12 protein-coding genes are annotated in these 16,674 nt (G+C 41.4%); 11 read left to right on the forward strand and 1 reads right to left on the reverse strand.

Features of this window, described 5'->3' with window-relative positions; translation table 11 throughout:
* Positions 1-121: 121 nt before the first annotated feature.
* From IGI89_RS11940 to IGI89_RS11985, 10 genes are all read left to right on the forward strand, one after another.
* Positions 122-1,672 carry an Ig-like domain-containing protein gene (locus IGI89_RS11940; RefSeq protein ID WP_438735701.1) on the forward strand — a complete coding sequence of 517 codons (1,551 nt, stop codon included), beginning with the start codon at positions 122-124 and terminating at the stop codon, positions 1,670-1,672.
* Positions 1,673-1,854: 182 nt separating this feature from the next.
* Positions 1,855-2,904, forward strand: coding sequence for an LPXTG cell wall anchor domain-containing protein (locus IGI89_RS11945; RefSeq protein ID WP_438735702.1), 1,050 nt, complete (start codon positions 1,855-1,857; stop codon positions 2,902-2,904).
* Positions 2,905-3,202: 298 nt separating this feature from the next.
* Positions 3,203-4,726, forward strand: a complete 1,524-nt coding sequence (locus IGI89_RS11950) for a helix-turn-helix domain-containing protein (protein WP_082741613.1) — start codon at positions 3,203-3,205, stop codon at positions 4,724-4,726.
* A gap of 252 nt (positions 4,727-4,978) precedes the next feature.
* Complete coding sequence (locus IGI89_RS11955) at positions 4,979-5,887, forward strand: ABC transporter ATP-binding protein (RefSeq protein WP_438735703.1); 909 nt, start codon at positions 4,979-4,981, stop codon at positions 5,885-5,887.
* A gap of 2 nt (positions 5,888-5,889) precedes the next feature.
* Positions 5,890-6,693, forward strand: coding sequence for an ABC transporter permease (locus tag IGI89_RS11960; protein ID WP_438735704.1), 804 nt, complete (start codon positions 5,890-5,892; stop codon positions 6,691-6,693).
* A gap of 107 nt (positions 6,694-6,800) precedes the next feature.
* Complete coding sequence (locus IGI89_RS11965) at positions 6,801-7,019, forward strand: YneF family protein (protein WP_005235432.1); 219 nt, start codon at positions 6,801-6,803, stop codon at positions 7,017-7,019.
* Between the two features lie 198 nt (positions 7,020-7,217).
* The gene (locus IGI89_RS11970) at positions 7,218-8,966 is read left to right on the forward strand and encodes an ABC transporter ATP-binding protein (protein ID WP_086332450.1); all 1,749 of its coding nucleotides are present in this window, start codon (positions 7,218-7,220) and stop codon (positions 8,964-8,966) included.
* On the forward strand, positions 8,966-10,741 hold the full coding sequence (locus tag IGI89_RS11975) for an ABC transporter ATP-binding protein (protein WP_005235438.1): 1,776 nt from the start codon (positions 8,966-8,968) through the stop codon (positions 10,739-10,741). The genes IGI89_RS11970 and IGI89_RS11975 overlap by 1 nt, the downstream gene beginning before the upstream one ends.
* A 306-nt stretch (positions 10,742-11,047) precedes the next feature.
* Positions 11,048-11,890: a BglG family transcription antiterminator LicT gene (gene licT, locus IGI89_RS11980; RefSeq protein ID WP_005235451.1), complete on the forward strand. Its 843-nt coding sequence runs from the start codon at positions 11,048-11,050 to the stop codon at positions 11,888-11,890.
* A 197-nt stretch (positions 11,891-12,087) separates the two neighbouring features.
* Complete coding sequence (locus IGI89_RS11985) at positions 12,088-14,007, forward strand: beta-glucoside-specific PTS transporter subunit IIABC (protein WP_005235453.1); 1,920 nt, start codon at positions 12,088-12,090, stop codon at positions 14,005-14,007.
* Positions 14,008-14,083: 76 nt separating this feature from the next.
* On the opposite strand, the gene IGI89_RS11990 is transcribed toward IGI89_RS11985, so the two are convergent.
* Entirely contained in the window at positions 14,084-15,004 is a 921-nt protein-coding gene (locus IGI89_RS11990; RefSeq protein ID WP_438735705.1) for a MurR/RpiR family transcriptional regulator, read from the reverse strand.
* Positions 15,005-15,264: 260 nt separating this feature from the next.
* Between IGI89_RS11990 and IGI89_RS11995 the strand changes: the two genes are divergently transcribed.
* Positions 15,265-16,656 (forward strand): 6-phospho-beta-glucosidase, encoded by a 1,392-nt coding sequence (locus tag IGI89_RS11995; RefSeq protein WP_005225822.1) that lies wholly within the window; start codon positions 15,265-15,267, stop codon positions 16,654-16,656.
* Positions 16,657-16,674: the final 18 nt, after the last annotated feature.

The raw sequence follows: 16,674 nt of genomic DNA on the forward strand, positions 1-16,674 counted from the left end.
GTCAAACAAACGAAGAGACACTGTTAGAACACGACAACTGTCAGATGCAAAATTCATTTCGAGTACAGTGAAGGCTGCGGTCGATGGATTTAGGGAAGCACTTATTTGAGGGAGGAGACCAATGATCACACGACTTGGAAAAGCATTTGCAGTCTTACTGTTGCTGATTCCTTTATTTGCTGGTATCCGGATTGTTTATGGAGAAACCGATGTGGGCGCCAAGCTGATCACAAATGTGTCGATCGTCAATAGCCACAATGAGGTCATTACAAGTATCGAAAAAGATGACTCGTTTAAAATAGATATGACGTGGAGTTTAGAAAATCTGGGTGACTTAAAAGCCGGTGACAAAGCAACAGTCACCTTGCCAGTTGAGATTGAAGGCGTCAATAATACGTATGCTTTATACGATGAAAATAACAACTTAGTGGTCAATGTTACCCAAGTTGGCAATCAGCTGACCTTTGTTTTCACGGAATTTGTCGAACAAAATACCAATGTACACGGGGACTTTTATTTTTGGACAAAGTTCAGCGATGAAGTGACAGAGAACCAAATCAACAACATCAACTTCGAAACAGTAAATGGAACGCAATCGGTGCCTATTTTTATTCAAGCAGTGGATGATACAGGGGAGGGAGCCTTACTCACCAAACAAGGACTGTATTTAGGTACGCAAGAACCCAAACGGATTATTGATTGGCGTGTGTATATCAACTCGTTTGATACAAATCAAGTGACGATCAAAGATGGAACGTTTATTGATATTTTAGGTCCCCATCAGACACTCATCAGTACGACTGCCCGAGTGGTTTACGGCCCCAGCGTTTCCAACCCAACGTATGTTGAGCAAGTACCGATCGTTTTAAATAGTGATGGCTCCTTTGAAATTCCTTTGCGGGATACGGAGGAACGGATCTACATTACCTATAAAACAGAAACTGATGGATCATTGGAACAATATACCAATCGGGGCATCCTTGATGCCGTGGTCAATGATGTGCCAAGAACAAGCAGTATTACTGGCTATACGCCACGCTATGGTGGCGGTGGTGGCGGAACCGGTGAACCAGGGGAGTCCAGCAGCACGGAACCAAGTAGTGGAAGCAGTACTAGTAGTACTACCGAACCAAGTAGTGAAAGCAGTACAAGTAGTAGCACGGAATCAAGTAGTGAAAGCAGCACCAGCAGTAGCACAGAACCAAGTAGTGGAAGCAGTACTAGTAGTACTACCGAACCAAGTAGTGAAAGCAGTACAAGTAGTAGCACGGAACCAAGTAGTGAAAGCAGCACCAGCAGTAGCACAGAACCAAGTAGTGAAAGCAGCACTAGTAGTACTACCGAACCAAGTAGTGAAAGTAGTACTACTAGTAGCACAGAACCAAGTAGTGAAAGCCGCATTAGTAGTAGCACGGAACCAAGTAGCGACAGTAGCACCAGTGAATCCACCGAATCAACTAACAGGAGTAGTTCTAGTAATACTGGGGCGGTGTCACCTGAAAATTCATCCTCTGGGATCAATAAGTCATCCAAAACAAATAATTTGCATAATCAATCAGAAAAACAGCACTTTCCTCAAACGAATGAAGTGTCTAATCATTTATGGATTGCAATAGGAATGGTTTTAGCAGGATGCGCATTGAAGTTAGGTTGGAGTAAATTTATCAGGTAGATAGAAACTGAAATTTTGGAGGCAGTTTTATTACTTGGAAGAAAAATTAATAAAGACTTATTTAAAGGAAAGATGCCATTTTATGGCCACTTTCCTTTTTTTTTCGGCGCATGTTTTCTCTGAGATTTTATTATAATTTCTTTATCAAGTTATCTTGAAATATACATTTAGGAAGTGAGGAAATGAGAAAACTGGTTGGTGTATTAATCACAATACTGCTAATAGGGTTATTGATTCTTGTGTTTGGTTTCGATCATACTTCAGCAAAAGAACGTTCCAGAGGAAATCTGTCGTTTTCTGTACAAACGAACCGAGTGATTTATAACGAAGCCTTGAAAATGATCATGGTTCCGGTACGTCCGAACAAAACACTGACTTCACAAAAGGTTCGTGTCTTACTAACTTATGGTTGGGATGGGAACGGACACAGTGAAAAAGTGATCGGCGAAACAGTTTTAACGAAAGTCGATTGGTTTTCAGGTGTTGAAAACTACTTAAGGATCCATGCGGAGATGGCTATTGATGAGATAAAAAGTATGGATAAAGTTGATTTAGTTGTTATATATGATGGTGAAACAACAATAACTGAAAACCTGAAGCCCGGTCATTGGCAAGTAACCGCGCCGCCAAGCAGTAATGAGAGTACGACAGCTGAGACAAGTAAAAGCTCAAACGAAACGGTAGCAACAAGCGCTTCCTCTAGTACTATCGAGCCAAAATTTAGCGAGTCTCAATCGACGAATCCAACGACTTCTGAGGCTGAAATTACCAGTGAAGACATCCAAAGCACACAAAGCACTATCGATATCAGTGATTCGGAAACCGTCAGCACCCAACCAGTCACTAAAAGCGAGCCAAGTCAGACAGAGAGCTGTCAAGAAAACGCAGCGACAGCCATAACGTCTACCGAGAAGGAATCTGCTTCGACAAAGCATTCAGATTCACAAAAGAAAACCAAAGGATTGCCAGCCAATCAATCCCAGAAAAGTCAGGCGAGCGTTTCATCTAGTGTCCGTACAGAAGAGCACCAAGCGACAACATCTTCTCAAGACAAAAAGGAACAACTTCAACCCACGGAGATAAGCAGTGGCAAGGAGGTCAATGCAGCCGTACTACCGAAAACCGGCAGCAAAACTACCAATCTTCGCTATCTACTCTTTGGTCTAGTAGTGGTTCTGACTGTGTTTCTTTACTGGCTGAAGCGAAAGTTATTTTATGATGAGAAGCTGTAACGAACATACCCAAAAATCATGAGAAAATTGATAACCCACGATTGGAAATTTCTTCCCCAGAATGCACAATCACGTGTTGTTTTGCCGTAATTCATAATTAGTCTGACGATCGTTTTGAGGCGTCAGACTTTTTTTATGAAAATATACAGATAACAAAAGGAAAATTTGTTAAAAGTAATTTGACAGAAAAGAGGGCACAGTGGTACGATCACCAAACATTCACAGCTTACAATTTTGTAAGGTGATAGATTCAAAGCAAAAAACAGCTTTGGCTGACCATACAAGCGAGGGAATTTTCATGTTACACGCACTTTTGGATACCACAGAAAAACAAATTTTTCAGTTTCTAAGTTATTGTTACGAAACGAACAAACCAAAATATACAATTAAAGAGCTTTCTGATGTTTTCAATAGGAGAACGAATAAAATGCAGTCGATCGTGCAACAAGTCGAATGGTTTTGTGCCCGCTATCCTCAGTTTACGTTGATTTATGATGAACAAGAAAAAGAAGTGGTGATTGCTTTTTCTCCACGATTTTTATTGAGTCAAGCATATAATGTATTGTTACAGGGAACCGTTGGGTTTATCTTACTCGATGCACTCTTTCATGGGGACTATCACTCCCTTGAACAACTCAGCCTCAAAACCTTCAGCAGTCTCCGAACGGTCCAACGAAAATTGAAAGAACTAAATCACATTTTGGCGAACTATCATTTGTCCTATAGTCTGAAGAAAGGAGATCCCTTGACAGGTGAGGAATACGCAATCCGCTATTTTTATCATTTAACCTATTGGCAGATTTTCGATGAGAAGCACTCACAGGTCGTGGCATCGATCAAGGATAAAGAAAGCGTTATGGCTTTGTTTGAAACTCATGCTTCTTATATGAGAAAAATCGATATCGATAAGTTTCTTAATCTATTCGCTATCTCCCTGCAAAGAATTCATCAAAAGCATCCAATCACTTTTTTACCAGAGGAAGTAAGTACCTTTGAACATCCACTGATTGAAAGGAATCAGTTTTTTGAGGTCTTTTTAAAGCCATTATTCAACGGCAATCACCTTTCTCTATCTGAAATCTCGGAGCCTGAATGCAGCTTCTTGTATTTTATGTTTGGCGTAATGAACACCTATCTTGAAGAGGATCTTTGCGAGGCGGAACTCTCGTGGTTGACCCAACCCAAGTATCAGCCAGAAGTATTACTTGTTGAACAACTAGCCCAGTGTTTTCGTCTGAGGTTTACCGATGCTGAAAAAAACTATTTACTAGTTAATTTCGTAATGATCCATTCTGCTTCCAACCTTTTTGGTACCCGACAAAAAAGTGATAGTTTTGGTAAACCGACCGACAAGCAAGAGCTACAAGCGGCTTTCCCAGTGCTTTATCCGACCGTGAAACGATTTTTTGAGGAAGCGACTGTTTCTTTACCTGATTTGCGTGCATTGCTGCAAAAGAATGACCGATTGATTTTCCAATACTGTATGTTATTGAGAGTTATTTTTATCAAATATGAACAGCCAGTCACTTTCTCGATCCATTCGAAATACGGAAAAACGCAAGAACTTTGGATGAAGAACCGACTATTGAATGCAACGCATCGAGCGATGGCGCATCTTTCACTTACTCAAAAACCAGATTTGGTCATCAGTGATTATCCGATTCATCAAGAATTTTCTGAGGAAGAACAGCCCTATATCTTTTATTGGAACGGTCAACCAAGCGCAAAGGAGTGGAAACAACTTAAACAAACGATCAAACAGATCAGAAGTGCCAAGAACAAGGCAGCTTTTGAAAAGCTCGTTTTTGCCCAATCGATTTGATCGTACCATGTAAATAATCAGCCGCGTGGGTTGGCTGAGCAGACAGAACTTATAATTTCGTAAGTTTCGGCAGTAAGGCGAAAGTGAAAAGCGACTTTGATAAACACAGGTGTCAAGAAGCAAAAACAGGAACATCGTCGTTCCTTTTTCGCTTCTTGACTTTTTTTTACAGAGATGGCATGGTATACATATTATCATAACGTTTTTTATTTAAAATCGTTGCAGAAAAGGTGTTAGGAAGAAGGGGTAACTTTGACAGAAGTATTAGCACTGCAAAATGTTTCCAAATTGATTGGAACCAAACGAATCATTGAGGATGTTTCCTTTGTGGTGGACCAAGGACAAGTCGTTGGTTTATTAGGGCCTAATGGGGCTGGGAAGACGACGATCATTCGGATGATTGTTGGGTTGATGAAGCACAACACAGGATCGATTGCCATTATGGGGAATTTACTGGATTCTTCTTTTAAAACCGCGATTGCCTCAGTCGGTGCGATCGTTGAAAATCCTGAGTTTTATAATTATATGACAGGCTATGAAAATTTGATGCAGTATCAGCGCATGGCGAAGAAAAAAAGTACGACAGCAGAATTAGAAGCTCTTATTCGTCAGGTACATTTAGAAGGACACATCCATCAAAAAGTCAAAACCTATTCATTAGGGATGCGTCAGCGTTTAGGTGTTGCCCAGGCATTGGTCCATCAACCAGACTTATTAGTTTTAGATGAACCGATGAATGGCCTGGATCCTAAAGGCATGCGGGAGTTTCGAGAAATGATTCTTTCTTTGAGAGAAAAAGGCGTTTCTGTCTTAGTTTCCAGTCATCAATTAAGCGATATCGAACAAATTGCCGATCATTTGATCGTGGTGCAAAAAGGAAAAGTCACTCATCAAGTAGCAATGGCAGAGTTGAAAGCAGAGAAAAATGTACTGATTATTAAAACTGATGATAATGCGGAAACAGAAGCACTGTTAAAAGCTTCCTTTGAGGTCGAGGTCTTGCAGGTTGCAGATGAATTGCAAGTCACTCTAGCAACAGATCAGCGTTCGGCAATCGCTGGAGCGATCGTGACGGCTGGGATCGGCTTGAAAGAACTACGGACAAAGCAATCTTCTCTAGAAGATACATTCTTGGCTTGGACCGAAGAAGGAGGTTTGTAAGCATGCTGACATTGGTTAAAAATGAATGGATCAAATTAACCAAAAAACGTTCTACTTGGATCATGCTGCTTTTATTGGTTCTAATGACTTTTGGGTTGACCTATGTGGTTCGCTTAGGTAGTCCCGAGATTGGTGCCAATGATTTATTCGCTTCTTTGAGCGACATGACTTCCTTTTTAAACTTATTTGTGGTGATTGTGGCAGCTTCTTCAGTGGCGGAAGAGTTCAGTCGTGGAACAATCAAGTTCTTATTGATTCGGCCTTTTTCCAGAAGCCAAATCTTAGCAGCAAAAGCCATCAACACGTTTTTATTTGCGCTTTTAGGGACTGCTGTTTTACTGATCAGTAGTTTAGCAGCCGCCAATTTATTTTTAGCAGCTGAATCACCTTTTGCTGCTACTGGCTACAACGGGCTAGCGGCGATTCTCGTTGCCTTTGTTTTTGCGGGAACCAACTTGCTATTGATTGTCTTTTATATTGCATTGACCATCTTTATCTCAGCCGTCATTCGCTCTCAAAGCCTGGCGGTTGGCTTAGGCTTGGGTATGTTGTTTGGAAGCAGCATCATCAACTCGATCATGCTTTTTGCTCAAGAAAAATACCCATGGCTGAAGTGGAACCCGTTTAATTTTATGAATATCAAAGAGCAGATACCGAGTTTATTAAATAGTCCTGACATGCAGATGACTGCCTTTGATCCGGGATTGGGCTATTGGGAAATGGCGATCGGGATCCTTGTTTATAGTGTTTTAATCTACCTTTTAACAAATTGGTTATTCAATAAAAGAGATGTCGCATTAAGTTGAGGAAACGAGTGAAAGTTTTTGGATAAATCCAACTTTCACTCTTTCTTTTTGTGTTTTTTTCTAGTAAAATGATTCATTGAGAGTACAAGAGAAAGGAGAGTTTTCAAATGGTTAGTGTAGGAATCGTAATCGTGATCGCTGTTGTTGCAGCATTACTAGGCGCTGTCGGCGGCTTCTTTTTGGCGCGTAAATATATGCAAGATTATCTAAAGAAAAATCCTCCCGTTAATGAGGATATGCTTCGCTCGATGATGATGTCAATGGGTCAAAAACCTTCTGAGAAAAAGATTCGTCAGATGATGCAGCAAATGAAAAACCAAAAGTAGGTTTTTTTCTAAGAAGCGGGCTGATTTTATCAGCTCGCTTTTTATTGCGGCAAAATGCAGAAACTAAAAGAATGTCCCCAGGCTGCTTTTTCTATTTACGTTCTGTGAATAGCGGGGTAGCAATCGAATCTGAATCTAATAAATATTCGGAAAAATCGCAAAATTTAGGCAACAGGTCACAAAGAAATGGAGAGTGTTATGTCAATATTTAGGAAGTTAGGTTGGTTTTTTAAACAAGAAAAGAAACATTATTTGTTAGGCGTAGGCTCTTTAGTCCTAGTCGCCTTGGTACAGTTGGCCCCTCCCAAAGTTATCGGGATCATCATCGATGAAATTGCGGAAAAAGAGATCTCGATGCAGACGATCTTTTTTTGGGTCATGATCTTGATTGCTTCAGCTATCGCTCAATATGTGTTTCGTTTTGTCTGGCGAACGCATATCTGGGGCAGTGCCGCTCGGCTAGAAAAAACGTTACGCAGACAGTTATTTGCACATTTTACAAGGATGGATCAGTTGTTTTATCAAAAGCATCGGACAGGTGATTTGATGGCCCATGCCACCAATGACTTGAATGCCATCCAGAATGTGGCAGGGGCGGGGATCTTGACCTTTGCTGATTCCTTCATCTCTGGTGGAGCTACCATCATTGCGATGGTTCTCTTTATCGATTGGCGGTTAACGATCATTGCTCTATTGCCGCTGCCTTTCTTAGCAGTCATGGCACGGGTTCTTGGTAGCAAATTGCATGATGCGTTTCGTGACTCGCAAGAAGCCTTTTCTTCCATCAACGACAAAGCCCAAGAAAGTATTACTGGGATGAAAGTCATCAAAACCTTTGGACAGGAAAAAGAGGACATCGCTGATTTTCAAACCAAAATCGACCATGCCATCATCAAAAACCGCAAAGTCAATTTTCTGGATGCCTTATTTGATCCGTTTATTACGATCATCATTGGAATCTCCTATGTGCTGACGATCATCGTTGGCGGCAATTATGTCATGGACGGTACCATCTCGATCGGTCAATTGGTATCTTTCATCAGTTATATCGGTATGTTAGTTTGGCCAATGTTTGCCATCGGACGCCTGTTCAATGTGCTGGAACGAGGCAATGCAAGTTATGATCGGGTTGCCGAATTATTGGCGGCAAAGACCCATATCATTGAAGCCAAAGATGCGGTCGATACCCCAGCCCAAGGAACGGTGAACGTTCAAATCAATGATTTTCACTATCAAGGAGATGATTTTGCCCTGCAAGACATCCACTTTACTTTGCCTGCCGGGCAAACACTTGGTGTGGTCGGGAAAACTGGTGCAGGAAAAACCTCTTTGATGAAGCTCTTGTTGCGAGAGTATGATTCATTTGATGGGGCGATCACCTTCGGGGGCATCGACAGCAAGCAATACTCTTTGAATGCTCTTTTGGGTTCGATCGGTTATGTTCCGCAAGATCATTTCTTATTTTCCATGACGATTCGAGACAATATCCGCTTCGCGCAACCACGGTCTTCTCAAGCAGAAGTTGAAGCGGCTGCTAGATTAGCAGTGATCCACGAGGATATCAGTCAGTTTCCTGAAGGGTACGAAACGATGGTGGGGGAACGTGGTGTTTCTCTTTCCGGCGGACAAAAACAGCGTTTATCCATTGCCCGTGCCTTGATCACTGACCCAGAATTATTGATTTTAGATGACGCCCTTTCAGCAGTAGATGCCAAAACGGAAGAAGCTATTTTACAACAATTACGGACATTCCGTCAGAATAAAACAACGATCATTGCTGCCCACCGCCTAAGCAGTGTCAAGCATGCAGAAGAAATTCTCGTGATCGACAATGGGAAAATCAGTGAACGTGGGACCCATGAACAATTATTGGCTGCAAATGGCTGGTATAAAAAAATGTGGGACAAGCAGCAACTAGAAGCCAAAATCGAAGGGAGTGAAGCCTAATGCAAGAATCAGAATGGAGCAAATCGATTCCCTTTAAAGAGCAAAAAAACATCATCAAACGAATGTTTCTTTTTGCCAAACCGTTTCGAAAAACCTTCTATGCAGCGATCTTTTTTGCTTTTGTGCTATCGATCATCAATATCTTGTTGCCTTTGATCATTCAAACCTTTATGGATAATTATTTGACCAATCAGACGGCGACCCAGCAAGTCATTTATTTCTTTGCTGCGTTGTATTTCTTTGGGGTGTTGGTAAAAGCCGTGATTTGGTTTTTCCAATGGTTCCTTTATTCAATGGGTTCTTTAAAAACCTATCAATATATTCGAGCAAAATTATTTGAAAAATTGCATAGTCTTGGGATGCGCTATTTCGATCAGACGCCAGCGGGTTCGATCGTTTCACGGGTCAGCAACGACACAGAAACATTGTATGAATTTTGGTATGTCTTCTTGATGGTATTGACAGGAATTTTTGCGGTGGTTTCTTCTTTTGCCGCCATGTTCCGCATCAACGTCAAAATTGCCTTACTAAACTTGATTTTTCTGCCAATCCTAATGGTAGTCATCTGGTATTATCAAAAATTCAGCTCTCGTATCTATCGTCAAATGCGGGAAAAACTGAGTCAGCTGAATACGAAATTGAATGAATCGATTTCTGGTATGCAGATCATTCAACAATTCCGCCAAGAGGCGCGGCTGAATGAAGAATTCGAAGCGACCAACGATGATTATTTGAAAACCAGATACGCTATGATCCGCACGAATGCGCTGCTACTATCACCAATCATTAGTTTGTTGTATGCCTTAGCGATCGCCTTGTCATTGACGCTCTTTGGGTTTGATGCTTTAGAATCGCCGATTGAAGTTGGGTTAATTTTCGCCTTTACGACCTATATTCAAGGATTCTTTAATCCAATGACACAGATGATGGATTTTCTCAGCGTCTTTACTGATGGGATGGTAGCCGGCAGCCGGATTTTGAAGATTATGGATAACGAAGAATATACGCCGCAGCAAAATTCCGATGCCAGTCAAACCATCACCAAAGGAAAAATTGAATTTCGCGATGTCAGTTTTTCCTATGATGGAAAAAACAACGTATTGAATCATATTTCTTTCATCGCCTATCCAGGTGAGACCGTGGCTCTAGTCGGTCACACAGGAAGTGGCAAGAGCTCGATCATCAATGTGTTGATGCGTTTTTACGAATTTGGGGAAGGGCAAATTTTGATCGATGATCAAGATATCCGCGACTTCACGATGGAAGAGCTTCGGAAAAAAGTTGGACTCGTATTGCAAGATGCTTTCATGTTTTATGGGGACATCGCTGACAATATCCGCTTATTGAATCAGGACATTCGTGAAGAACAGATCGAAGCAGCAGCAAAATTTGTTCAAGCAGATGCCTTTATTCAAAAACTACCTGGTAAATACCACGCCAAAGTGATTGAACGGGGTGCCAGTTATTCAAGCGGGCAACGGCAATTGATTTCCTTTGCCCGAACGATGGTGACCGATCCGAAAGTGCTGGTCTTGGATGAGGCGACTGCCAATATCGATACTGAAACAGAAGGACTGATCCAAGAAGGCTTGGCAAATATGCGTCAAGGGCGAACCACGATCGCGATCGCCCATCGATTGTCTACCATTCGCGATGCTGAGTTGATTTTGGTGCTTGATAAAGGCTCGATCGTCGAACGAGGCACCCATGATGAACTTTTGGCTCAAAAAGGGTTGTATGCCGATATGTACCGTTTGCAGGCAAGTGAAGTTTAATAGCTTTGATAGTAATGCTAACCTTAAAGACTCTCGTTTTTAAGGTTTTTTTGTACGAAAAAAAGAAGGAAGGGATGAAAATAAAAATAACGAACAACGATTGACAGCGCTTTCTACCTTTGCTATGATAAAGATAATAGAACTGGTTCTAATGGATAGTGATTGTTGATTTTTAACAAGCTAAACCTGATGAAGCTGCGGTATTTGCGCTGCTTTCATGAGGTTTTTTCTGTGTTGACTGTTGGCTAAACAATAAAGACAAGCAATGAACCATATCCGCAATGATAAAGTAAGTGGGGGTAGGACATGAAAATCAGTAAAGTGTTAAACAATAATGTTGTGATCACTACCGATCAAAGTCAAAACGAGATTATTGTTATGGGGCGGGGGATTGCCTTTAAGAAAAAAGTGGGAGATGACATTTCTTCAGAAACGGTCGATAAAGTATATCGCTTAGAAAATCAGACGATCTTATCTCAATTTCAAGAGCTGCTTGCTGACTTACCACTGGAATATCTTGAATTATCCAATGAGATCATTGAGTATGCTCGGCGAGAATTGTCATCCCCCATCAATGATTCCATCTACATCTCGCTGACAGATCATATGCACTGTGCCATTGAACGATCGAAAAAAGGAATGACGGTCAAAAATGTCTTATTGTGGGATATCAAGCGTTTTTTCCCCGATGAGTACCAAATAGGCTGCAAAACAGTAGAAAAAATCAAAGAACATTACGGGATTCAGCTGCCAGATGATGAAGCTGGCTTTATTGCTCTGCATCTGGTCAATGCGCAAACCGAAAATGGTGACCAAGGCAATATTGCTGAGCTAACCCAAACGATGCAAGACATCATTAACATTGTTAAATATTTTTTCAAAACCACCTTTGATGAAGAGTCCGTTTATTTTTATCGCTTCACTACGCATTTGAAATTTTTTGTCTCAAGAATGCAAAACCATACCCCTCATACGGATGAAACCGATGAAGATCTTTTGGCTATGGTCAAAGTGAAGTACCGAAATGCGTATCAATGCGTACAAAAAATCGCTGAACTATTAGAAAATCAATATCAGTATCAAATGTCCAGTGACGAAAGTTTGTATTTAACGATTCATATTGCCAGACTTGTGCAAAAAAATCGTTGATTGAAATAAAGAAGAAAGGAGAAGGAGTTTTACTCAGTGCAAGATATAGAAGAAAGAATGATTTTTTGGCAATGATTTTTATTAAAACGTATTTTTAGGACCGCTAGTTAAGAAGTAGCATATCAAAGACGAAACATTTTGGATAGTGACATTCAGTTGGCTAAACCTTCAATACAAAAAAATTGGAGGAATCAAAAATGGGAAAATATCGTGAATTAGCAGAAAAAATCGTCGCAAATGTCGGTGGGAAAGAGAACATCAATAGCTTGACGCATTGTATCACACGCCTGCGTTTTAAGTTAAAGGATGAAGGCGTCGCAAATGATGAAGTCTTAAAGAACATGGAAGGTGTCGTGACGGTCATGAAGAGTGGCGGTCAATACCAGGTGGTTATCGGAAACCATGTGCCAGATGTCTATGCAGAAGTGATCGATGTTGCAGGAATCAGTGGTGATGCTGAAGAAACAGCCTCAGGTGGCAACTTGTTTGATCGTTTGATCGATATTTTGAGCGGCTGCTTCCAACCCTTCTTAGGTGCTTTGTGTGCGGCTGGGATGATCAAAGGACTAAACGCACTGTTGCTTTTTATTGGTACAACAGGTTTGATCGATTATACAACAACGACTGGTACCTATGTGATGTTCAATGCGATCGGTGATTCGATCTTCATGTTTATGCCGGTGATTTTAGGGTATACGTCAGCAAAAAAATTCCGCTTAAATCCAATGGTGGGAATCGTGATCGGGTCGGCGCTTTGCTATCCGACGATTCAAGGATCAGCCTTGCAAGCGGCATTTGTTGCCGGAGCTGGCGAGGGAGCTGCTGCACCTTATAGCTTATTAGGCTTGCCAGCGTATGAAACCTTCTTAGGGATTCCGTGGGTTGGTGCGACATATACTAGTAGTGTGGTTCCAGTAATCTTTATCATCGCATTCGCTGCACAAGTTCAAAAATTGGCGAAGAAAATCATTCCGTCTGTTGTCCAAACATTTTTAGTGCCTTTCTTGGTTTTATTGATTGCATTGCCAATTGGCTTTTTGGTGATTGGACCTGTGATCAGTATGTTGACGGATCTTTTAAGCTCAGGATTTGAAGCATTGATGGACTTCTCTCCAGCGATTTATGGTTTGTTATTAGGCTTCTTCTGGCAAGTCTTGGTTATTTTCGGCTTGCATTGGTCAGTTGTGCCACTACACATTATGCAAGTGACACAGCTCGGCTACAGTCAAATTTTGGTAGCATCATTTGGTGCCAGCTTTGCCCAAACAGCGGTAGTGATGGCTATGTACTTTAAACTTAAAGACAAAAAACTAAAAGCTCTATGTCCACCAGCCATTATCTCAGGACTTTTTGGTGTAACAGAACCAGCAATTTATGGGATCACGTTACCGAAAAAAATGCCGTTTTTCTTCTCAATGATTGGTGGGGCGGTCGCAGGTGCCTTCTTAATGATCAATGGCACAACGAGCTATACCTCTGGTGGTTTAGGCGTCTTTGGAATCTTTAACTATATCACTCCAGAAGGAGATGCCAGTGGCATGTGGTTCTCGGTCATCGGAATCTTGATCGCTGCTGCAATTGGCTTTGGTTTGACGATGGCTTTCTGGAAAGATGATGCGGTGGAAGAAGAAATCGCTGAAGGACAACCAGCGATGACTGTTCGGAAAGAAGTAATCACTTCCCCTGTTGAAGGAACGATCGCACCACTAAGCAGTGCAAAAGATGAAGCCTTCGCACAAGGGATTCTAGGAAAAGGCATCTTGATCCATCCCTCAAAAGGCGAAGTTGTGGCTCCTTTTGACGGAACAGTAATGACCTTGTTCCCAACCAAACATGCCATTGGGTTGATCTCTGAGAACGGCTTAGAGCTTTTGATCCATATTGGTTTAGATACTGTTCAATTAAACGGTGAATACTTTGAAGCCCATGTGAAGCAAGGAGACACGGTGACTCGCGGACAAAAATTGATCACCTTTGATAAGGATGCATTGATCAAAGCTGGATTTAATATTGAGACCCCAGTGTTAGTCACCAACTCCGCCGATTATTTGGATATCATCGAGTCAGACAAACGTGAGGTAGGCTGTTCCGATGATTTGATCACGGCTTTAGTTTAGCCAAAAACTTTCTAACAAGTTCTACGTAAGGTTAAAAGCGATCGCCCATGTGAAGCGATCGCTTTTTGTCAGTCATTTAATTGGGAAACAGTGAGTCTTTATAATGAAGATTTTTATCGTAGGTTGGCTCAGCGATTATCGTCGATGATGTAGGGCGCTTGTCATAAGCCATGCCAATATCGATCAAATGCTGCAAGTTTTTTTCATAATGCTCCGAAAAGACGACTGCGTACAACAAATCCAGCAAGTAGCAAACGGACGTATTGATCGTAAAGTTGGCGATCTTTGAGTAGAGCCGTTCTCTTGTCGTGATATTCAAAACACAATTACTTAATTTCGCCAAGGAGTTCTCCCCGATACTCGTCATGCCAATGATGGAAACCTGCCGCTCGGCAAGGATCTTACCGATTTCTTTGACCATTTTGTTTTCACCGGTGTAAGAAATCAAGATCGCGGTCGTATCGGAGGTACAGTTAGATGCCTCGTAAGCACTCTCGCCGAAGGTGTCGCAGACGTGAATGTTTTTTCCTAAACGCCGCATCTTCAAAACAAAGTCTTGAGAAATCAAGGTATTGGCATTACTGGCGAAGATCTTGATATGGTTGGCGTTGAGCAACGATTGTTTCGCTTTTTGTAATTCATCATGATGGATCAAGGAAAGCGTATCTTCAATCGTTGTTTGTTCAAGCTTTGCCAACTTTTTGGCGATGGTCATAATGCCGTCATGGGAGGAAAAAGGGAAGTTCGCATCTACATCAGTAAAATGGCTGCTCATATAAGTTTGCTCTTCCACAAAGGCCGTTTTTAAGTCGAGCCAACCATTGAAGCCTAATTTTTTGGCAATCCGAATAAAAGTAGAAGGATGAACGTAGGTCTTTTCTGACAATTCCTTAATGGTTTGATCCGCCATCGCAGTCGGGTTGGCTAATAAATAATCGATCAACGATCGTTCCGCTGATGCTAGTTTGATTTGGCGCATTTTTTCTTGTAACAACATGGTATATATGCTCCTTTTTACATTTTTTTATGATTATTTGTAAATGGTTTTTACAAAAATTCGTTTTTATTCAGTACCTAGCGAATCGTTTACATCCTAATTATTCCTTATTTGATGCTCTTTGTAAATCTTTTTTACAAAACATCTGCAAGAAGAAGCGAGATTTGCAAACGCTTTTTCTAAATATGCTATTTACATTGAATCAAATGTTTTTATGAATGATAATAAGAATGTAAATAAAATAGCAAAGGAGCAATACAATGACAAAAGGAATTAAAATTGCAACCATTGGTGGCGGCAGCAGCTATACCCCGGAGTTAATGGAAGGCTTTATCAAACGCTATGAAGAATTGCCGATTCGTGAGATTTGGCTAGTAGATATCGAAGCAGGAAAAGAAAAATTAGCAATCGTTGGTGCGATGGCACAACGGATGTGGGATGCGTCACCCTACGATGTAAAAATCCACATGACATTGGATCGAGAAGAAGCGTTAAAAGATGCTGATTTCGTTACGACTCAATTCCGAGTAGGATTGCTGAATGCCCGTATCAAAGATGAACGAATTCCTGCCTATTACGGCATGATTGGTCAAGAAACCAACGGCCCTGGTGGTATGTTCAAAGCGTTTCGTACGGTTCCAATCATTCTTGAAATCGTTGAAGACATGAAACGCTTGTGTCCCGATGCCTGGTTGATCAACTTTGCGAATCCAAGCGGTATGGTGACTGAAGCAATCGTGCGTTACGGAAAATGGGACAAAGTCATCGGGTTGTGTAACGTGCCTGTCATGGCAACGATGGTTGAACCTGCGTTGCTTGGCAAAGAACCTGACGAATTGATTTACAAATTTGCAGGATTGAACCACTTTCACTGGCACAAAGTTACCGACTCACACGGCAATGACGTTACGATGGACATTATTGATAAAATGTATGAAGAAGACAATGGCTTACCGAAGAATATCTTTGATGTACCATTTTACAAAGAACAGCTGGAACAAATGAAGATGATTCCTTGCGGGTATCACCGTTATTACTATCGTCAAGAAGAAATGTTGAATCATGCGATCGAAGAGTACAAGACTGTCGGTACACGCGCACAGCAAGTGAAACAAACCGAAGCCGAATTGTTTGAGTTGTACAAAGATCCTGAATTGGATCATAAACCAGAACAGCTGCAAAAACGTGGTGGTGCTTACTACTCAGATGCAGCGTGTGAAACGATTGCTTCCATTTATGCTAATAAAAATACCCAAATCGTCGTTTCAACCAAAAATGAAGGCGCCGTTCCAGATCTTCCTGCCGATTGCGTAGTCGAAGTAACAGCTTACGTTGGCGGACAAGGGGCTAGAAATGTTGCCTTTGGTGAGTTACCGACAGCTGAAAAAGGTTGGTTACAGGTAATGAAAGCAATGGAATTATTAACGATCGAAGCAGCTGTGACGGGGGATTACAATATCGCATTACAAGCCTTCACCATCAACCCATTGGTTCCATCAGGTGATACGGCAAAACGTGTCATGGACGAACTGTTTATTGCCCACAAAGATCACTTGCCTAAATTTAAGGAAACGATCGCACGTCTTGAAAAAGAAGGCGTAGAAGTACAAGATGAAGTAGCTCGCGAACTTGATCGCGAACTAGTTAAATAAAGAGAAAGTAGGAAAGAA

The organism is Enterococcus sp. AZ141 (genome assembly GCF_051714385.1).
Taxonomy (GTDB): Bacteria; Bacillota; Bacilli; order Lactobacillales; family Enterococcaceae; genus Enterococcus_D; species Enterococcus_D entomosocium.

What these genes read in the sequence shown, in the direction of transcription:
- IGI89_RS11960 (WP_438735704.1), top strand. Translation starts at nt 5,890, where the DNA reads ATGCTGACATTGGTTAAAAATGAATGGATCAAATTAACCAAAAAACGT.
- IGI89_RS11990 (WP_438735705.1), bottom strand. Translation starts at nt 15,004, where the DNA reads ATGTTGTTACAAGAAAAAATGCGCCAAATCAAACTAGCATCAGCGGAA.
- IGI89_RS11975 (WP_005235438.1), top strand. Translation starts at nt 8,966, where the DNA reads ATGCAAGAATCAGAATGGAGCAAATCGATTCCCTTTAAAGAGCAAAAA.
- IGI89_RS11970 (WP_086332450.1), top strand. Translation starts at nt 7,218, where the DNA reads ATGTCAATATTTAGGAAGTTAGGTTGGTTTTTTAAACAAGAAAAGAAA.
- IGI89_RS11950 (WP_082741613.1), top strand. Translation starts at nt 3,203, where the DNA reads ATGTTACACGCACTTTTGGATACCACAGAAAAACAAATTTTTCAGTTT.
- IGI89_RS11940 (WP_438735701.1), top strand. Translation starts at nt 122, where the DNA reads ATGATCACACGACTTGGAAAAGCATTTGCAGTCTTACTGTTGCTGATT.
- IGI89_RS11945 (WP_438735702.1), top strand. Translation starts at nt 1,855, where the DNA reads ATGAGAAAACTGGTTGGTGTATTAATCACAATACTGCTAATAGGGTTA.
- IGI89_RS11995 (WP_005225822.1), top strand. Translation starts at nt 15,265, where the DNA reads ATGACAAAAGGAATTAAAATTGCAACCATTGGTGGCGGCAGCAGCTAT.
- IGI89_RS11985 (WP_005235453.1), top strand. Translation starts at nt 12,088, where the DNA reads ATGGGAAAATATCGTGAATTAGCAGAAAAAATCGTCGCAAATGTCGGT.
- licT (WP_005235451.1), top strand. Translation starts at nt 11,048, where the DNA reads ATGAAAATCAGTAAAGTGTTAAACAATAATGTTGTGATCACTACCGAT.
- IGI89_RS11965 (WP_005235432.1), top strand. Translation starts at nt 6,801, where the DNA reads ATGGTTAGTGTAGGAATCGTAATCGTGATCGCTGTTGTTGCAGCATTA.